We start from the raw sequence: 18,436 nt of genomic DNA on the forward strand, positions 1-18,436 counted from the left end.
ATGTGTGAAGTGACAGTTGTAATACCGAATTATAATGGGAAAAAGTATCTGTGTTCCTGTCTGGAAGCGCTGTATGAGAATACAAAGCTTGCATTTAGGACTCTGGTGATAGATAATGGTTCCGGAGATGGAAGTATAGAAGAAGCCAAAGAAAGATTTCCCCAGGCAGAGTATGTTCTGCTGGAGAAAAATTTTGGTTTCTGCCGTGCAGTCAATATTGGTATTAAAAGGAGCAGTACGCCGTATGTTATTTTATTAAATAATGATACGGAGATAAGAAAAGGATTTGTAGAAGTGCTGTTAAGAGCGGTGAAGCAAAATGACAGAATTTTTTCGGTTGAGTCTAAAATGATTCAGTACCGGGATCAGACATTGATTGACAGTGCAGGAACTTTTTACAATGCTCTGGGGTGGGCATTTGCAAGAGGAAAAGATAAAAAAATTCATTGTTACAGCCGCTGCTGCCGGACTTTTGCGGCGTGCGCGGGGGCAGCGATCTACCGGAGAGCGGTTTTTGATGAAATTGGTTTTTTTGACGAGCGGCATTTTGCTTATTTGGAGGATATTGATATCGGTTACCGTGCCAGGCTGCATGGGTATATCAATTTGTACGAGCCGGAAGCTGAGGTTATTCATGTGGGAAGTGCGTCGAGCGGCTCCCGCTACAATGAGTTTAAGACAAAGTACTCTGCCCGCAATAATATTTATTTGATTTATAAAAATATGCCGCTGCTTCAGATTATTCTGAATTTTCCATTTTTGTTTGCGGGATTTGCAGCGAAAATTATTTTTTTCTTTCGGAAAGGCTATGGCGGAATTTATTTGAAAGGATTGAAAGACGGGCTGTGCTTGTGCACAAAAGAACGAAAAATGGCGTTTAAAAAAGAAAATTTGACACATTATATTAGAATTCAGTTGGAATTGTGGGTTAATATCTTCCGCAGATTTACTGACAGGTGAGAGTTCTTAAGGCAGGATTAAGATGGTATTAAGGTTCTTTTCCTTGCTCTTTAGAAAGAAATCATGTATGATGTTATAGATAAATTATTGCAAAAGATGGTGATATTTTGATTAGAGATAATCAGCATATATTAAATCGAATACATGTAGTTGCTGACGCAGGGGTTATTGTTATATCTTATGTGCTTGCATGGTATCTGAGGTTCGAAAGCGGGTTGTTCCGGCAAGATCCCTGGTTTCTGCCATGGCGGGTTTATATGACGGCCCTTGTTTTTATTGTGCCCGGGTATTTGATTTTGTACTATATTTTTAAGCTTTATACGCCGAAGAGAGTACAAGGGAGAAGACTGGAAGCCTGGCATGTCATTCAGGCAAATGTGATTGGGATGCTGGTGTTCATCCTGGCTTTGTATCTGCGCCATCAGACGAATTTTTCGCGAATGATGATCTTCGTATTTTTCTGTGTGAATGTTACACTTGAGATCTTCATGCGGAATATTATACGGATCATACTGAGAAAGATACGCAGTAAGGGCATGAATCAGAAGCATGTTCTGCTGATTGGATACAGCCGGGCTGCTGAGCAGTACATTGACCGGGTGAAGACGAATCCGGAATGGGGATATAATATTCGCGGAATCCTTGCAGATAATGTGGAACGCGGACATGAGTATAAAGGAGTAAAGGTGTTGGGGAGAATTGATAATTTGATGATCGTACTCCCTGAAAATAAATTGGACGAGATTGTGATTACTCTGGGACTGGCAGAATATCACAAATTGGAGCGAATCGTAAATATGTGTGAGAAATCCGGAGTGCATACGAAGTTTATTCCGGATTATAATAATGTGATACCGACGAAGCCTTACACGGAAGATATTCAGGGTCTGCCGGTAATCAATATCAGAAGAGTTCCTTTGAACGATCCCATTAACCGCTGGATGAAGCGGGGGGTAGATATATTCGGGGCGACGGTGGCGATTATAATATTTTCACCGATTATGCTGGCGGTAGCGTGCGCGATTCGAAAGACATCGCCGGGACCGCTTGTTTTTGAGCAGGAAAGAGTAGGACTTCAGAATAAACCGTTTAAAATGTACAAGTTCCGTTCTATGGTTGTACAAGACACGGCAAAAGAAAAGGGAGAATGGACAACGAAAAATGACTCCCGTGTGACGCCGGTGGGGAAATTTATACGTAAAACCAGTATTGATGAGCTTCCACAGCTTTTTAACGTGTTGAAAGGAGATATGAGTCTTGTAGGACCAAGACCGGAGAGACCACAGTTTGTAGAAAAATTTAAGGAAGAGATTCCCAGATATATGATTAAGCATCAGGTGCGTCCCGGAATGACCGGTTGGGCGCAGATTAATGGTTACCGGGGAGATACTTCCATTAAAAAGAGAATTGAGCATGATTTATATTATATAGAAAACTGGACGATGGGATTGGATTTTAAAATATTGTTTTTAACTTTCTTTAAAGGATTTATTAATAAGAATGCTTATTGATCTTGAAGGAGATAATGATGAAAAAAAGCAGAAAGATTAGTGAAAGACGAAAGATGCAGCGAAAAGAGCAGATAAAGAAGAGACGCAGGAAAAGAATCGCAGTGATCGTTATAGAGCTGATTATACTGTGTGTGCTCGGAGTAACTGCATTTGCAATGTTCAAGTTGGGCAAATTGAATCATATAGGTCTGAATAGTGATGGCTTGGTAAATAATGGACTGGCGCAGGAAGGATACACGAATATTGCGCTTTTTGGAACGGATAACCGGGAAGGCGAAGTGGAAGGCGTCCGCAGCGATTGCATTATTGTGGCAAGTATTAATAATGAGACGAAAGAAGTAAAAATGATGTCTGTATATAGAGATACGATGCTGCTCCAGGAGGATGATACGTTTGATAAGGCAAATGCGGCTTATGCGCTCGGAGGACCGCAGGCAGCAGTGAATATGCTGAATAAAAATCTGGATTTGGACATCGAAGATTATGTAACGGTGAATTTCCTGGCACTGGCAGATGTGGTAGATGAGCTGGGCGGTCTTGAAATGGATCTGACCTATGAAGAAGTAGTTCATATGAATAACTATTGTGTGGAGACGTCGGAGATCACAGGGAAAGATTATGAGAGAATTGAGCCGGAGGAAGCAGGAACCTACCATCTCAATGGTGTTCAAGTGGTGTCTTATTCCCGAATCAGATACACATCAGGCGGCGATTTTGAGAGAACCGAGAGACAAAGGCTGGTTCTTGAAAAGATAGCAGAGAAGGTCAAAGCATCGAAGCTTTCGACGATAAATAAGATTATTGACAAGGTGCTTCCGGAGGTAACTACAAGCTTTAGTTCTTCAGAGATTTTGAAGCTTGCGTCAGGAGTGTTCGATTATAAGATTGGTGAGACGGCAGGATTCCCGTTCGATCCGGCGACGCCGGAGTCGGTTCCGGGATATACAGGTTCCTATGTTGTGGCAGTGGGACTGGCCGACAATGTAACAAAAGCCCATGAATTTTTGTTCCCTGATATGGAGTACGAGCCGACAGAAACGGTGAAAAGTATTAATAATGAATTGTTTGATATAACGGGAATTGGTCCGGGCTGGGTAGACGGAACCGGAGAGGATAGCGTCAATACAGATGATGGTACAGACGACAGTTCGTATGATGACAGCACCTATGATGATTCGTATGACGACAGCACTTATGACGATTCGTATGATGACAGTACCTATGATGATTCGTATGATAGCAGCACTTATGATGATTCCTATGATGACAGTGCCTATGACGATTCGTATGACGACAGCTCGTATGATGATTCCTATTATTAGGATATTGATAGTTAATACAGAGGAACGATATGAAGAAAACGATTGATGTAATAGTTCCGGTATACCGGCCGGACAGAAAATTAGAACAGCTTTTATACCGCTTATCCAGGCAGAGTTTGGAGATTCGCAACATTATTCTGATGCATACACAGGATGGTTGTGGTCTGGAGTGGGCTATGGAAAAATATCCCAACATCATTGTAAAAGATATTTTGCCGGAAGATTTCGATCATGGAGGAACGAGAGATGAGGGAATCCGGATGTCGGATGCAGATGTTATTGTGTGTATGACACAGGATGCAGTGCCGGCGGATGAGAATCTGATTGCGGAGCTTACGGAAAAGCTGGGGGAGGACGGCATTGCTGCTGCTTATGCCAGGCAGCTTCCCGGGGAGGACTGTGACATATTGGAAAGGTATACCCGAAGATTTAATTATCCTCCGGAGAGCCTGGTGAAATCTTCAGCAGATCTGGAACGACTTGGAATTAAGACATACTTCTGTTCTAATGTGTGCGCGGCGTATTGCAGGGAAATATACTGTGAGCTTGGGGGATTTGAGTCGGGAACAATTTTTAATGAAGATATGATTTATGCAGCAAAGCTTATAAAGTCAGGGTACAGCATCGCTTACTGTGCAAAAGCCAGGGTCATACATTCCCATAATTATACGAATTTTCAGCAATTTCAGCGAAATTTTGATATGGCAGTGTCTCAGGCGGATCACCCGGAGATTTTTAAAGGGGTGAAGTCTGAAACGGAGGGGATGCGTCTGGTGAAAAAGACGGCGGGGTATCTGTTCCGATCGGGACATCCGTTCCGGCTTTTTTCATTGTTTTTGAAAAGTGGGGCGAAGTATGCGGGCTATCAGGCAGGACTTCATTATCGCTTGCTTCCATGCCGGATAGTAAAAAAATGTACCATGAATCCAAGATATTGGGTAAAATGCAAAAAACCCGATGAAAATGTTGAAATTTCACATAAAATGGGGTAATATGAAAGACGGATTATTGATATTTGAATTTTATTCATGTCAGAAAGGGTACAAAGATGGCGAGAAAAAAGCGGAGAAGAAGGGGAAGAAAGCGGGGATTTGCCGCCTGGTCAGCGGGTAAAAAGATTGGTGTTGTTGTCGGATGCCTGTTTCTTGCGCTTCTTGTAACAGGTACATTATATGCTGCAAGTAAGATAGGTAAGCTTGAGACAACGACTCTGGATGCAAATAAGCTGAATATATCAGAAGAGACAGAAGTTCAGGCGACGGGATATACGAATGTCGCATTATTTGGTCTTGATTCCCGTGAAGGCGATCTGGGTAAAGGGAACCGAAGTGATACGATTATGATAGCGAGCCTGAATAATGAAACAAAAGAAATCAGGTTGGTATCCGTTTATCGGGACACTTTAATGGAACTGGATGACGGAAGCTATAATAAAGCGAATGCGGCGTATTCATTTGGAGGACCGGAAGGCGCGATATCCATGATTAACCGAAACATGGACATGAATATTGAAAAGTATGTAGCGGTGAATTTTAATGCGCTTGTCGATGTGATTGATGCTCTGGGAGGAGTTGATATTACGATGACGGCAGAAGAAGTGGTACATATGAATAATTATTGTGTGGAAACTTCTGAAGTTACAGGCGTTGATTATACACGAATTGAGCCGGAAGTGGCAGGAACATACCATCTGAATGGCGTTCAGGCTGTATCTTATTCCCGAATCAGATATACGGCAGGGGGAGATTTTGAGAGAGCTTCCAGACAAAGGCTGGTGCTTAGTCTGATAGCAGAAAAGGCGCAGTCTATGTCGATTGGACAGATTAATAAGATTATTGATAGCGTGTTCCCGCAGATTTCGACGAATTTTACCCTGACAGAGATGTTGGCTTATGCGGCGGACTTCCAGAAATATAAGATGGGAGATTCGCTGGGATTTCCGTCAGAGAATACGTCGGCTATGCTCAGTGATGTGGGAAGCGTAGTGATACCAAATACCTTGTCTTCTAATCTGAAGGAAGTGCATTTCTTCTTATTTAGTGAAGAGTCTTATACAGCTTCTTCACGGGTTCAGGAGATAGAGTCGGGAATAGAATTGAGGGCCGAGGGAACTTCAGATGTCAGTGATGATTATGAAGATTATGAAGATTATGGCGGCTACGATGATTATGAGAGCTGGGATGACGAATATGATTCCTATGACGGCTACGGCAGTGGAAGTGGTACGAACAGCAGTCGTGATAATTATGATTCTTCCGGCGGCTATAATGATTATACCGAAGACGATACCTATGATGATTCCTATAATGATTCTGAAGATTATTATGTGGAAGAAGACAGTAGTTATTGGGAGTAAAATGCATTGAGAAAGGAACAGGAACGATGAAAAGGATAAAAAAGACAATATTATCTATGCTTTGTGTGAGTATGCTGGCAATGTTGATGCCGACAGTCGCGTTTGCTGCTAATGGAGAACTTCGTTTTTCCGATCCGACAGCATCTGCCGGCGCAACGGTGGAAGTGACAGCTAAGTTCAGCGCAGATGCAGGTATTACGGATGCAAAAGCTACTTTGAGTTATGATACCAGTTATCTTGAGTTTGTAAGCGGAGATGGAGCATCGGGCAGTGATGGGCAGATTGAACTGACAGGAACCGGAGACGGAAGCAGCACAGAGCTGAATTGGACATTACAGTTCCGGGCGCTTGCAGAAGGTACGGGGAAAGTTGAAGTTCTGACAGCCACAGGTACGGCTTCTAATGGTACAAGTATTCAGGTGACGAAAGGAAGTTCTACTGTAACGATTGGACCTGGCGATGGTACACAGACAGCGGCGGCGGATACGACTGCGGTTGGAAGCGGAGCAGCAGTAGATGTAAATGGAACACAGTATACGGTTAATAATGATTTTTCAGATGCACTGATTCCGCAGGGGTTTGAGCGGACACAGATAGAATTCGAGGGTCAGACTTGCAATGCGGCTATACAGGCCTCCAGTGGAAAGTATGTAATCTATCTTACCGGACAGAGCGGAGAGAGCACATTTTTCCTGTATGATCCGGATGACGGTTCAATTAGTCCGTTTGAGCAGATTAATATTTCAGCTTCAAGGTATATTATACTTTTAGATGACGACGTAAGCAGCAATCTGCCGACCGGTTATCAGAAGACAAGCATTGAGGTTGAAGGCAATGAGTTCCCGGCATGGCAGAAAGAGGGGGATGTAGACTACTATGTAGTTTATGCACTGAATAGTGATGGGAAGAAAGGCTTTTACCAATATGACGTAGTAGATGAAACTTATCAGAGAACAGCGCCTGAAGCGCAGGAAGAAGAGACAGCAGAGTCATCTTCAAGGGTTGGGAAAGTGTTGGACAAGGTAGAAAAGTACCTGGATATTATCGCTATTGTGATAGGTGTTCTATTCTTGCTCCTGATTATTATATTGATCGTCAAATCTGTACAGTTAAGACATCGGGATGATGAGTTGGATGAGCTTTATGACAAATATGGAATTGATGAAGAAGACGAGGAAGATGAAGAAGAGCTTCCGGTGAAAAATAAAAAAGAACCGAAGGTAAAAGAAAAGAAAAAGAAAGCGGTATATGACGAAGAGGATTATCCTGAGATGGATTATGAAGAGGCGGTCAGAAAGAAAGATTCCAAAAAGAAAGCTTCTCAAAAAAAATCTAAGGGTGAAGATGATTTTGAAGAGTTAAGCGATTTTATGGATGAAGATTATGATGACTATGAAGAGGATGATTTCGACGATTTCGATGAGGAATTGGAGAAACTGCCGAAACGCCGCAGTCATGCCGAAGAAGATGATACATTTAAAATGGATATTATTGATCTTGATTAATCAAGTGTTAAGGAGGATGCTGAGAGGCATTCTCCTTTTGACATATAGGAGGCAATTTGCTACAATAGCAGTGATAGTGCAAAATGGTATTTGTACAAATAATAAGTTAGGAGTAGAAAAAATATGTGTGGAATTGTAGGCTACATTGGAAATCAGCAGGCAGCGCCGATTCTTCTGGATGGGCTGGGAAAACTGGAGTACAGAGGATATGATTCAGCAGGCATTGCAGTATATGATGGTAACGAAATAAATATGGTGAAATCCCAGGGACGACTGAAAGTATTGAACGAGCTTACTCATGATGGTGAGACATTGAAAGGAACGCTGGGAATCGGCCATACACGCTGGGCAACACATGGTATACCTTCAGACGCGAATGCACATCCGCATTTTAATAAAGACAAAAGTATTGTAGTAGTACATAATGGGATTATTGAAAATTATCTGAAGTTAAAGAAAAAGCTGCTTGCTCATGGATATGAATTTATGTCCGAGACGGATACAGAAGTTATCGCTCATTTACTGGATTATTATTATAAGGGAAATCCGCTCCAGGCAATTACAAAAATCATGCATCGAATGGAGGGCTCCTATGCGCTGGGAATCATTTTCAAGGATCATCCGAATGAATTGTACGCAGTGAGAAAAGATAGTCCTTTGATTGTGGGAAAGACGGATGGAGGTAATATTATTGCGTCTGATGTGCCAGCGGTCCTTCGTTATACAAGAGATGTTTACTTTATTGAAAATGAAGAAATTGTCAAGATGACGGAGACGTCAATGGAGTTCTACAATGTAGATGAGGAAATCATAGAGAAAGATTCTACTCATATTGAGTGGGATGTAAATGCTGCGGAAAAGGGCGGATATGAGCATTTTATGCTGAAAGAGATGTATGAACAGCCCAAAGCGATTACGGACACATTTTCTCCGCGGCTGAAGGATGGAAAAATTGTAATTGAAGAGTTGGGAATGAGTGACGAAGATATTCTGGCAATTAAGAAGATTATGATTGTTGCCTGTGGTTCTGCTTATCACACAGGAATGACCAGCAAGTATGTATTTGAAGGGCTGGCGCGTATCCCCGTAGAGGTGGATTTGGCCTCAGAGTTCCGTTATCGTGATCCAATTATTGAGGAGGGGACACTTCTTATCGTAGTCAGCCAGTCGGGTGAGACTGCGGATACGTTGGCGGCATTAAGAGAAGCAAAGGCAAAGGGAGCCAGAGTTCTGGGTATTGTGAATGTTGTGGGAAGTTCCATTGCCAGAGAAGCAGATAATGTAATGTATACCTGGGCGGGACCGGAAATTGCGGTTGCTACTACAAAAGCATATTCCGCTCAATTAATTGCTTTATATCTGCTTGCGATGAAATTCGCGCATGTCAGAGGAAAGCTGGACGATGAAAATCTGGCTTCTATGATTGAAGAGTTAAAAGAAATTCCAACGCAGGTAGAGATGCTTTTGAATAATAAGAATAAAATTCAGAAGTTTGCGAATCGTTATCTTGCCGCAAGAGATATTTTCTTTATCGGGCGGGGCGTTGATTATGCGATATCCCTGGAAGGTTCGCTGAAATTGAAGGAGATTTCCTATATACATTCTGAGGCTTATGCGGCAGGGGAACTAAAGCATGGGACGATTTCTCTGATTGAGGAGGGAACTCTTGTAGCAGCGGTGCTTACGCAGGAGGATCTTTACAAGAAAATGATTAGTAATATGGTAGAGGTTAAAACCAGAGGAGCCTTTGTTATGGCAGTGACGAATGTGGATAACACAGAGGTTGAAAGAGCGGCGGATTATGTGGTTTACATTCCGAAGACCAATAAGTATTTTACCAACTCCCTGGCAATTATTCCGCTTCAGTTATTTGGCTATTACGTATCTGTTGGAAAAGGGTGTGACGTGGATAAACCGAGAAATTTGGCAAAATCAGTAACAGTTGAATAAAATGGGAGGGTTTCAAATATTTTTAATCCTTTTATCACAATTTCAACACAATTTGGCGTTAGACTACTAACATAAATAAAACAAAAGCATTTATGGAAGGAGTCTTAACCATGTATAATGAATATAATTACTATGATCCGAATCAGGAGGATCCGAACAACATATTTGATGAGCAGCCAAAAGAGACAAAACAGCCAAAGCAGAAGAAAAAGATGCCCAATTGGGGAAAAGCGGTCTGCCTGGGGCTGGTCTTTGGATTGACAGCCGGTGTGGCATTTCAGGGTGTCAATTGGGCTGGAAATAAGATCACAGGAGATTCCGGGAAGACGCAGGAAGTAAAGCAGGCATCCACAGTTAATACAACGCAGCTTTCACAGTCTTCCAGTACGGTAACTGCTGATGTATCGGCGATTGTAGAAAAGGTAATGCCGTCGGTAGTATCCATTACGAATCTGAGCGTTCAGGAGGTACAGAGCTTCTTTGGAAGTATCCAGCAGCAGGAGAGTATCAGCGTGGGTTCGGGAATTATTATCAGCCAGAATGATTCAGAACTTTTGATTGTAACGAATAACCATGTGGTAGAGGGCGCGAATACATTGACGGTTACATTCGACGATGGAGAAAGTGTAGAGGCAAATATTAAAGGAACCGATGCAGCAAAGGATCTGGCAGTAGTAGCAGTTCCCCTGGATTCCATTGAAGATTCAACAATGGAGGCGATTGCAGTTGCGTCGCTTGGAGATTCTGATGCATTGCAGGTTGGAGAGCCGGCGATTGCAATTGGGAACGCATTGGGGTATGGACAGTCTGTTACAACAGGGATTATCTCGGCACTGAACCGAGACCTGGAGATGGAAGGTTTTGACAGTAAATTAATCCAGACCGATGCAGCAATCAATCCCGGAAACAGCGGCGGAGCACTCTTAAATGCAAATGGAGAAGTTATTGGGATTAATACGGTTAAGGTGAACGCAAATGCAGTAGAGGGCATGGGATATGCAATCCCTATTTCCGATGCAAGTGAGGTAATTACGAATCTTATGAACCGGGAGACCCGTACAAAAGTATCTGAAGATGAACAAGGATACTTGGGAATTGAAGGCGCAGACGTATCCTCTGACAGCGCGCAGATGTATAACATGCCGGTAGGTGTTTACATTTCTAATGTAATTGATAATGGAGGTGCAAAAGAGGCGGGGCTCTCTAAGGGAACAATTATTACAGAACTGGACGGAATCACAATCGACAGTATGTCTACTTTGAAGGAACAGCTTCAATATTATAAAGCTGGTGAGACGGTGACTTTGACGGTACAGGTACCAAATTCCAGAGGAGAGTACACGGAGCAGGAAGTTTCTGTTACACTTGGTGACAGCGCAAATTAAATAAACCCATGACAGACGGCAGTCCGGCGGACTGCCGTTTTCACGTTCTGGAATATTTTCCATATCATAATACTGTAAATGTTTATGGAAGGAGTAATGCACATGCCGAATTATCGTTATAATACACCGGAGTACATGCGCCGCGGTAATTCTTGCGGATGTCAGCAAGAACGCCGGCAAATGACAGAAAACAGGCAGACGGGACAGATGACAGAGCGGCGGACAATGCGAAATACAATGCGGGATGACATGCAGGAAGATACCTGCTGTGAATGCCTGACAGATATGCCGCTTGCAATGGCGTATGTTCCGTGGCAGGAATGGCGTGCAATATATGATGTAGATAAAGGATTCCATTGTGGCACGATTTTCGAGGAGCTTACAAAACCATTCAAGGGAGGGTGCTGTTGATGGCTGATAACAAACCATGCAGAAGAGAATTGATGGAATGGATCAATGTGGTAAGTTTTGCAGTAGATGATGTAAAACTATTTTTGGATACACATCCTTGTGATAAACAGGCGCTTGCTTTTTTTGAAGAATATCAGAAACAGAGGAATCATGCTTTGAAAGAATACGCAAAGTATTATGGTCCGCTTACAATCGACACAGTTGATACGGATGCGTGCGAGAACTGGAGTTGGGTGAATGAACCATGGCCGTGGCAGGAAGGAGGATGCTAGTGTATGTGGAATTATGAGAAAAGATTACAGTATCCGGTAAAAATCTCACAAACCAATCCCAAAATCGCACAGGTAATCATCTCGCAGTTTGGCGGACCTGACGGGGAACTTGCGGCTTCTATGAGGTATCTGGCTCAGCGATATACAATGCCTTATAAAGAAGTGACAGGGATATTGACGGATATAGGGACGGAAGAATCCGCCCGTAATTGTTGTTACTAATGAAAAAGCCCCTAAATACGCGGGATTCGGGGCTTAAGTGTCAGTTCAAAAGTGGGGGTGTCTTTCTTCCCACGTTTATTTTTTTCTGTTTTCTTATATTCTACACCTTCCAGGAGAATTTTCAACGCTTTATTCCGTTCCGGGATGGACAGCTCCCAGTAATAGGCAAGGAGGCTTTTGCAGGCCGGGAGAAAATTATTGATGTTGGCGTCTTTTTCCTTTTCATATTCCAGATCCTTTTCCAGAATTGCTAATTGTGTGGTTGATTCCCGGATGCGCTCCTGAAGCTTCTGTGAGCGTTCTAAGAAGGTTTGGGTAGAATACACACCCTGTTCCAGTAAATCATGCAGACGCTCATTTTGTTGAATCAGGAGGGCATGATTGTGTTGTGCTGCGTCAACAAGCTTTTGCTTTTCCGGTACATTACTTTCTGGAAGCAGGGACTTGAGTTCGTATCCAGATACCCAATCTTCCAGACATGCAATCAGCTGCTTTTCTACCAGTGTAAGTGGGCTGCCGACGGTGGGGCATCCGTCTGTTTTGCAAATCAGCATATCATACTTTGCCCCGTTTTTAAATGCAGGGTTGGCAGCAGGACGCCTTTGCAGACGTTTCTTGCATTCGTTGCAGATAAGAAGTCCGGCAAGCGGATTCTTCGTACCGTAAGACTCCGGAGGTTTTGGCGTTCCAAGACCGAGGTATGACTGGGCTTCTGCAAACATGTCGTGCTCAATCAATCTGGGCTGACGTCCCTCCACGATAATATCATAATTCCCGGAGCGTGGTCTGGTCTTAACTGGTGAACCATCCACGATCTGAACAGATTGCTTCCTTTTTCCGATAGCCACTTTCTTATCATTTACCGGGTTGGAAAGAATTTCCCGGATAGTGCTCTCTGTCCATTTTCCCCCATTTCTCGGCTTGATTCCACGGTCATTCAAGTGGTGGACGATAAAAGTTACCCCTACACGGTCAGAGCCGGTGAAAAGGGAAAATATGAGCTTTACGACAGGCGCTTCGGTTTCGTTAAGTATGAGCGTCCATCCTTTTTCGGATTCCAGTTTTTTTCTGTCCCATCCATAAGGAGCTGAATTGAACGGCCACTTCCCTTCCTGAACGGCCGCATACCTTCCGGCCTGCATCCTCCGTTTGATGGTCTTATATTCCCTCCGGGACATAAATAACCCAAACTCAAAATATTCCTGATCGAACTCATTTGCCGGGTTATATGTTTTGAGAGGTGTGATAATGAGCGTGTTTGAATACTGGAAGGCACGCTGAACCATTCCTTGATCTATGGTGTCACCTCTTGCCAGACGCTCCACTTCCATGACGAGTACACCGTCCCACAGACCGGATTCTACTTCGTGGAGAACCTGCTGGATGACCGGACGGTCCGCAATTGTCTCGCCGGATACAACCTCACGGTAGATAGCCCCGATGATAAGATTCTGCCGTTTGGCAACGGATAGGAGTGTGTGCTCATGCCTTGCCAGAGTCTCGCCTTCTCCGTGCTGTTCCGCTTCTAAATCCTTTCGGGATTTTCTTAAATAAATACAATATGACATTCTATCACTTCCTTTGTAAATTTATGAAAAAAGAGTATAAAAAATACACCTGTACAGGTGCCAAAGGTTTGTGATATAATCTACTTGTTCAGGGTAGACTATATTGACCTTTGGTCTGTATAGCATCTTAAAGACCGTTCCTGCTTACGCAGGGGCGGTTTAAGTAACTATTGGAATAGTCGTCCTAATCTTTGTCAGGGAGCAGGACGGCTATTTTCTATGTGTGTAAGTCAGTATTGCAACAATCAGTAACGCTACGGAAACTATCAGCTGTAATTCTTCGTACGTGTTCATAGACACCACCTCTTTCGCAAGACTCCGAAACAGATGGAAAGCTGTCCTTCCCAGTTGCCTGGGTAAAGATATTATTTAGTTGGTTCCCGGCGCCGGAGCACCAGGCGTGCTTGAATTAAAGACTGGATAATTTTATGCTTATAAATTACTCTTCCAATGTGAGTAATCTGTTAGAAATTGCCTGTGTTAAGTTATTTTGCTGTGTTGCAGTCAAATTTGAGGAAGTTCGTATAACAATGCTTCCTAATACTGTATGTGAACCAGAGTTAAGAATACCTGCTCCATCAAATGCAGAGAGGTAAGTATTTCTTTTTTCAGCATCTTCAGCGGATACATAAACTTCGACACATCCACCACAATCGGTTCCTTTATCTACTATATCGCTTCCATAAACGTCATCTTGATTAATCCACGAACTTGAAAAATATATTGCGGCAGTATATCCACCTTGCTTGTTCAGATTGCCATTGGGGTCATGGTCTTCTGTAACAGCCTGACATGCAGAAATGCCGTCAATACCTTGTAAGCGCTGTACGATAAAATCACCACTTGGATTTGTGATTTGCTTCATTTGCTTTACGCTATTTTCTAATGCGGCTTGCTTATCTGCAATATTAGCAATGGCAGAAGAATAATCTAATGGTTCAAGTAATTTTTGAGTGGCAGAATTGATGTCAGAAGTTTTGTCTGGAAGTTCCGGGATGGTTCGCTTTTCAAGATTAGCATCTGAAATAGCTAAAGTAACATCGTTTATCACAGTTTCGTCATAGACAGGTTCATTTGCGTCTAAAACTGCTTGCGCAGAATCAATTGCATTATCAAGCTCAGAATTTTTTTCCGCTACTTGTTTTGCGACAATATTGAATTCCGATACGGCTGTGTCGTACGGTTTTTTGATTTGGAAGTACCAAAAACATAGCCCTGCGACAACAACAGCGATAATCGCAACAATTAAAATAATAAATTTCCCTGTGACTTTTTTTCTACTTTTTTCCTCCATATGTCTCTTTACCTCTCTTTCTTTAGTTTTGAGAAGCCGTCTATCTTGAAGTGTTAGAATTTCCAATATTTACCAGTAGTCATTAACCACAATTTATACTACAGTAGAAATATGAAAATTTTACTTGGCGAAATAATGTATAGGAAAAACTTAACAATACGCCAAGTTTCTATTCTTACAGGCGTCCCAAGATCCACAATATCAGACATAATATCTGGGAAAACCAGTCCACGGATGGAAACGATGGAACAACTGGCAGCAGGCTTGAAGATCAGGATTGCCGACCTGTATGAATCTGATTACAAATAAGTGTCCGTATTTTCGGACAAATTTCAAAATGCCATAAGTTTTGTAATTTTAATGTGTCTGCATTAATAGAAGATAAAATATAGCACGTAAAAAACCAATGCAAAACGGAGGGCGTACATATGAAAAATAATGATGAAAACAAAAAAATGGAAAATATCAAAAGTATAGTTGAATTACTAACGAGAGAGACACCAGAAAAGGTTTCTGAAATACTGGCGTTCATCAAAAGTTATCTCTCGAAGTAATACAATATTAAGAGTCAGTTTGCTGGCTCTTTTTTAAATTCTCCACATATTGTAACGCTATTTTTTCAAGGACGGATTTACTTGTATCATCTAATTGCTCATAGGTAACAATTAAAGCCTGTATAGCGTTCGCTACTGCCGAATCTTTATCTTTCAGGAGGAGTCCGGCGTATTTCATCAGCTTTTCCTGTTCGGTTATCTCTTCAAACATTTCCCCTTCTCCTGTGCGAAGCCAGGTTTCATTTACGCCGAATTCCCTGCAGATAGATAAGATGATTGCATCAATTGGTGTATTTCTTCCAGTTTCATAATTTGCATAGGAATTTCTTTTAATTCCAATTCTATCAGCGAATTCTTGTTGAGTTATATCAAGGGATTTTCGCAATAGTCTTAGTCGTTCCTTCATTCACTCACCACCTTTAAAATGAAGATACCACAAAAATGTGCTAAAGTCAACAAAAAGTGCTAATACCAACAAAAAATATCTTGACAAAAGCTTCTATAGCACATATAATTGTTTCAAAAGCAACAAGAAAGCGAGGTGATAAAGATGCTGCATACAATATCTGTGCCGGCAATGGCAATAGCAGTTATTTTGATAGCAATTAATCAGATTTTGTTTATCAGGCATATTAAGGCAGTATATAAGGAAGTGCTGATATTACAGCAGCAGCTGCAGCGATTAATGAAACAACTAAACTAATCCAAAAACGTCTACGGTTGATTTTGGATTCTCGTTCAGAGTTTTCTTGCATTTTACGAAGAATATCGCACGTTTCAAATACGCAATCTTCAAGCATACCATTGTATTCTTGCTCAGGGATAATGCCCGAAGCGATTCGCTCGTGATTTTCTTCAATGGCGTTTTGCATGCTGTCCACGATTTTAGAAATATCAGTATTATCAAAATTCATAACAAGGTAATCCTTTCATTTATTTAATTAAGAGGATTGTACCACAAAAAAGGTGAGGTGATAAATATGCTGGGTTTAGAACAGGAAAAAGAGAAAGAGATAAAAAACATGGTATCCATTTTGGAGCAGATTGATTTACCAGGTATTCTTCTGCTTACGAGGGATGCCAACACCCTTCTGATGCATCAGAAGGAGGAAGAAGCAAGGAAAACAGGATAGGAGGTGAAGGAGGGAAATTATACCAGATAACAGCAACAAGTACAAACCGTAATGCATACATATTAGTAAGAAAACCGAGGTGATGCAGGTTGATTGTAGAAACCAAAAAAAGAGGAGAGTGCACCTGCCATATTGACGATAGTGGGTATTCCGGGAAGAACCCGGAAGAAGTTGAAAGAATCATCCAGACATTTTCAGAGTTTATTCTGGAGTGTCTGCGGAAGAGAAACGCTGCTTAAAGCAGCGGAAGGGAGGGACAAGCATTGAAAGAGATCCAGTTAATCAGCATCCGGCGGCTCGACGCCATAGACATCAGCCGGCAGCCGGACAGACCGGAGCGGAAACAGGCGCAGGAGTTTAACACGGTGAACGGGGCGCTGCTGGGAGTTATCCTGGCGGAGCTTATCATGATAGCGGTATTGATTCCATAAGGAGGTGAAAAGGATGGAGACATTAAGGCCGTATGACGAGCTGAAGGACGAGCCCCGAACAGGCTGGGATGCAGAATCCATAGGCTATGCCTTGGCTGCCGGGAAAACGCTCTACGTGGACGGCAATGGCGATGTATGGACGGAAGGGGCGCGGGAATATGCCGGGAGAATCAAAAACGAGTGCCCGGACACGGCGGCAACCGTGGGGCACTCAAGTAATTAAGCAAATTAAGTATAACGGAATTGGAGGAAATAGTCAAATGAAGAAATTTGAATTAACCACAGAATCGATAGAAACTGTTTCCGGAGAGAAACTGTTCCGCATCAAAGCCCTTGTAAGCTTTGACGCGGTTGAAGCCGGTGAGCTTGGGGGATATGTGGAAAAAGAGGAAAACTTAAGCCATGAAGGCAATGCATGGGTTTACGACAATGCACAGGTTTACGGTAATGCACGGGTTTACGGTAATGCACGGGTTCACGGCAATGCACGGGTTCACGGTAATGCATGGGTTTACGGTAATGCATGGGTTTACGACAATGCACGGGTTCACGGCAATGCACGGGTTCACGGCAATGCACAGGTTTGTGGCGATGCAGATATTTATGACAATTCGCAGAAATCCAGCGTAGACGGCTTTGGCTCTGAGAACAGGACAACGACTTTCTTCCGGGAGAAGTCAGGGGGAGTCGGCGTGAAGTGCGGCTGCTTTTACGGCACACTGGATGAGTTCCGGGAAAAGGTAAGGAAGACACACGGGGACTCTGAAATCGCACAGGAGTACCTGGCTATAGCTGACGTGGAAGAGCGCAGGTTTAAGAGAGTAGCGAAGAAAGGGGAAGAGACGGATGATTAAAGCGCAACTTGGAGAAGTAATAGTAGATGGGAACGTCCTCACACTGGCAATGGAATTTGAAGATATAGCAAGAGGGGTAAAAAAGGTCTTTTGTAATGCGTTGGGGGAGAAAGTGGGAAATCTTTTATGGGAAAAATGCGTAAATGAGGCGCGGAAATCTGATGAAGAACGGAAGCGTGAAGTGGAGGAAGAAATCAGGGGGTTTCGGGAAACAGAGACGGAGAAGGCAAAACTTGCAGATGCCCTTACGGAATTCGTATTAAAAGAGATAGGCAAGGGGCGGTAAGCGCCCCAGAAAGGACGGAACTATGGAAAAAGCTGAAGATAGGAGGGAGCTGACCCTCCAAGAGCTGAAAGACCTGCTTTTTTACCGAGCTGATACAGAGATGCGGTGTTATAAGGAAGCCTGTGAGAAGTACGGCCGGCAGAAAGCGGAACCGTTAAGGCTGTCGTACATAGCTGTATTTAATGTAATCCATGATGCGGTGCTGTGGGAAGAGTATGCGGAATACAGAGAAATACGGGAAAAAGAAATGGAAGAGATAGCACGGAGTAAAGAAAAAAATAAGCGTATCCATTGAGAGTGGATACGCCGCATAAGGCTTGCGCCCTACAGAAATAACTCGCATCATAAGTATACTGCCTGTGGGGCAAAAAGTCAAGGAAATGGGGGATTTTCGCCCCATTTTCTAACTCGATAAGAATATT

23 protein-coding genes and 1 pseudogene are annotated in these 18,436 nt (G+C 42.8%); 20 read left to right on the forward strand and 4 right to left on the reverse strand.

The genetic code is table 11. The features are described 5' to 3' along the window. The 11 genes and pseudogenes from OCV99_RS01755 to OCV99_RS01805 form a co-directional block, all read left to right on the forward strand. Positions 1-960 (forward strand): glycosyltransferase family 2 protein, encoded by a 960-nt coding sequence (locus tag OCV99_RS01755; RefSeq protein WP_158367557.1) that lies wholly within the window; start codon positions 1-3, stop codon positions 958-960. A 107-nt stretch (positions 961-1,067) separates the two neighbouring features. Continuing rightward, the gene (locus OCV99_RS01760) at positions 1,068-2,471 is read left to right on the forward strand and encodes an undecaprenyl-phosphate glucose phosphotransferase (RefSeq protein ID WP_158367559.1); all 1,404 of its coding nucleotides are present in this window, start codon (positions 1,068-1,070) and stop codon (positions 2,469-2,471) included. Between the two features lie 17 nt (positions 2,472-2,488). Further along, complete coding sequence (locus OCV99_RS01765; RefSeq protein ID WP_227192242.1) at positions 2,489-3,793, forward strand: LCP family protein; 1,305 nt, start codon at positions 2,489-2,491, stop codon at positions 3,791-3,793. 29 nt (positions 3,794-3,822) lie between these two features. After that, positions 3,823-4,785 (forward strand): glycosyltransferase family 2 protein, encoded by a 963-nt coding sequence (locus OCV99_RS01770; protein WP_158367562.1) that lies wholly within the window; start codon positions 3,823-3,825, stop codon positions 4,783-4,785. A 56-nt stretch (positions 4,786-4,841) separates the two neighbouring features. Beyond that, entirely contained in the window at positions 4,842-6,149 is a 1,308-nt protein-coding gene (locus OCV99_RS01775) for an LCP family protein (RefSeq protein WP_158367564.1), read from the forward strand. A 26-nt stretch (positions 6,150-6,175) separates the two neighbouring features. Further along, complete coding sequence (locus OCV99_RS01780) at positions 6,176-7,654, forward strand: cohesin domain-containing protein (RefSeq protein ID WP_158367566.1); 1,479 nt, start codon at positions 6,176-6,178, stop codon at positions 7,652-7,654. Positions 7,655-7,777: 123 nt separating this feature from the next. Beyond that, positions 7,778-9,604, forward strand: coding sequence for a glutamine--fructose-6-phosphate transaminase (isomerizing) (gene glmS, locus OCV99_RS01785; RefSeq protein WP_158367568.1), 1,827 nt, complete (start codon positions 7,778-7,780; stop codon positions 9,602-9,604). 110 nt (positions 9,605-9,714) lie between these two features. Beyond that, complete coding sequence (locus tag OCV99_RS01790; protein ID WP_158367570.1) at positions 9,715-10,989, forward strand: S1C family serine protease; 1,275 nt, start codon at positions 9,715-9,717, stop codon at positions 10,987-10,989. A gap of 102 nt (positions 10,990-11,091) precedes the next feature. Continuing rightward, on the forward strand, positions 11,092-11,400 hold the full coding sequence (locus OCV99_RS01795; protein ID WP_227192245.1) for a spore coat associated protein CotJA: 309 nt from the start codon (positions 11,092-11,094) through the stop codon (positions 11,398-11,400). Continuing rightward, complete coding sequence (locus OCV99_RS01800) at positions 11,400-11,672, forward strand: spore coat protein CotJB (protein ID WP_158367573.1); 273 nt, start codon at positions 11,400-11,402, stop codon at positions 11,670-11,672. The genes OCV99_RS01795 and OCV99_RS01800 overlap by 1 nt, the downstream gene beginning before the upstream one ends. A gap of 3 nt (positions 11,673-11,675) precedes the next feature. Continuing rightward, a pseudogene (locus tag OCV99_RS01805) lies at positions 11,676-11,876 on the forward strand (manganese catalase family protein); the annotation flags it as partial. Between the two features lie 29 nt (positions 11,877-11,905). On the opposite strand, the gene OCV99_RS01810 reads toward OCV99_RS01805, so the two are convergent. Further along, positions 11,906-13,462: a recombinase family protein gene (locus OCV99_RS01810; protein WP_158367575.1), complete on the reverse strand. Its 1,557-nt coding sequence runs from the start codon at positions 13,460-13,462 to the stop codon at positions 11,906-11,908. Between the two features lie 439 nt (positions 13,463-13,901). After that, positions 13,902-14,756 carry an EbhA gene (locus OCV99_RS01815; RefSeq protein WP_158367577.1) on the reverse strand — a complete coding sequence of 285 codons (855 nt, stop codon included), beginning with the start codon at positions 14,754-14,756 and terminating at the stop codon, positions 13,902-13,904. Positions 14,757-14,891: 135 nt separating this feature from the next. Here OCV99_RS01815 and OCV99_RS18190 point away from each other — a divergent pair, with 135 nt between their 5' ends. Then, complete coding sequence (locus tag OCV99_RS18190) at positions 14,892-15,065, forward strand: helix-turn-helix domain-containing protein (RefSeq protein WP_262574600.1); 174 nt, start codon at positions 14,892-14,894, stop codon at positions 15,063-15,065. A gap of 119 nt (positions 15,066-15,184) precedes the next feature. Then, positions 15,185-15,310, forward strand: a complete 126-nt coding sequence (locus OCV99_RS01825; RefSeq protein WP_262574525.1) for a hypothetical protein — start codon at positions 15,185-15,187, stop codon at positions 15,308-15,310. A 7-nt stretch (positions 15,311-15,317) separates the two neighbouring features. On the opposite strand, the gene OCV99_RS01830 is transcribed toward OCV99_RS01825, so the two are convergent. Beyond that, entirely contained in the window at positions 15,318-15,716 is a 399-nt protein-coding gene (locus tag OCV99_RS01830) for a helix-turn-helix transcriptional regulator (protein ID WP_158367581.1), read from the reverse strand. 226 nt (positions 15,717-15,942) lie between these two features. Further along, positions 15,943-16,224 (reverse strand): hypothetical protein, encoded by a 282-nt coding sequence (locus OCV99_RS01835; protein WP_158367583.1) that lies wholly within the window; start codon positions 16,222-16,224, stop codon positions 15,943-15,945. A 66-nt stretch (positions 16,225-16,290) separates the two neighbouring features. Between OCV99_RS01835 and OCV99_RS01840 the strand changes: the two genes are divergently transcribed. The 7 genes from OCV99_RS01840 (at position 16,291) to OCV99_RS01870 (ending at position 18,309) form a co-directional block, all read left to right on the forward strand. Further along, the gene (locus tag OCV99_RS01840) at positions 16,291-16,443 is read left to right on the forward strand and encodes a hypothetical protein (RefSeq protein ID WP_262574527.1); all 153 of its coding nucleotides are present in this window, start codon (positions 16,291-16,293) and stop codon (positions 16,441-16,443) included. 89 nt (positions 16,444-16,532) lie between these two features. Beyond that, positions 16,533-16,682 carry a hypothetical protein gene (locus tag OCV99_RS01845; RefSeq protein WP_262574529.1) on the forward strand — a complete coding sequence of 50 codons (150 nt, stop codon included), beginning with the start codon at positions 16,533-16,535 and terminating at the stop codon, positions 16,680-16,682. Between the two features lie 24 nt (positions 16,683-16,706). After that, the gene (locus OCV99_RS01850; protein WP_262574531.1) at positions 16,707-16,874 is read left to right on the forward strand and encodes a hypothetical protein; all 168 of its coding nucleotides are present in this window, start codon (positions 16,707-16,709) and stop codon (positions 16,872-16,874) included. Positions 16,875-16,887: 13 nt separating this feature from the next. After that, entirely contained in the window at positions 16,888-17,097 is a 210-nt protein-coding gene (locus OCV99_RS01855; RefSeq protein WP_158367585.1) for a hypothetical protein, read from the forward strand. A 37-nt stretch (positions 17,098-17,134) separates the two neighbouring features. Beyond that, complete coding sequence (locus OCV99_RS01860) at positions 17,135-17,728, forward strand: LbetaH domain-containing protein (RefSeq protein ID WP_158367586.1); 594 nt, start codon at positions 17,135-17,137, stop codon at positions 17,726-17,728. After that, a complete protein-coding gene (locus OCV99_RS01865; RefSeq protein WP_158367588.1) occupies positions 17,721-18,014 on the forward strand; it encodes a hypothetical protein in 294 nt (97 codons plus the stop codon). The genes OCV99_RS01860 and OCV99_RS01865 overlap by 8 nt, the downstream gene beginning before the upstream one ends. Before the next feature lie 22 nt (positions 18,015-18,036). Then, the gene (locus OCV99_RS01870) at positions 18,037-18,309 is read left to right on the forward strand and encodes a hypothetical protein (RefSeq protein ID WP_158367590.1); all 273 of its coding nucleotides are present in this window, start codon (positions 18,037-18,039) and stop codon (positions 18,307-18,309) included. Positions 18,310-18,436: the final 127 nt, after the last annotated feature.

The organism is Dorea acetigenes (assembly GCF_025567385.1).
GTDB lineage: Bacteria > Bacillota > Clostridia > Lachnospirales > Lachnospiraceae > Claveliimonas > Claveliimonas acetigenes.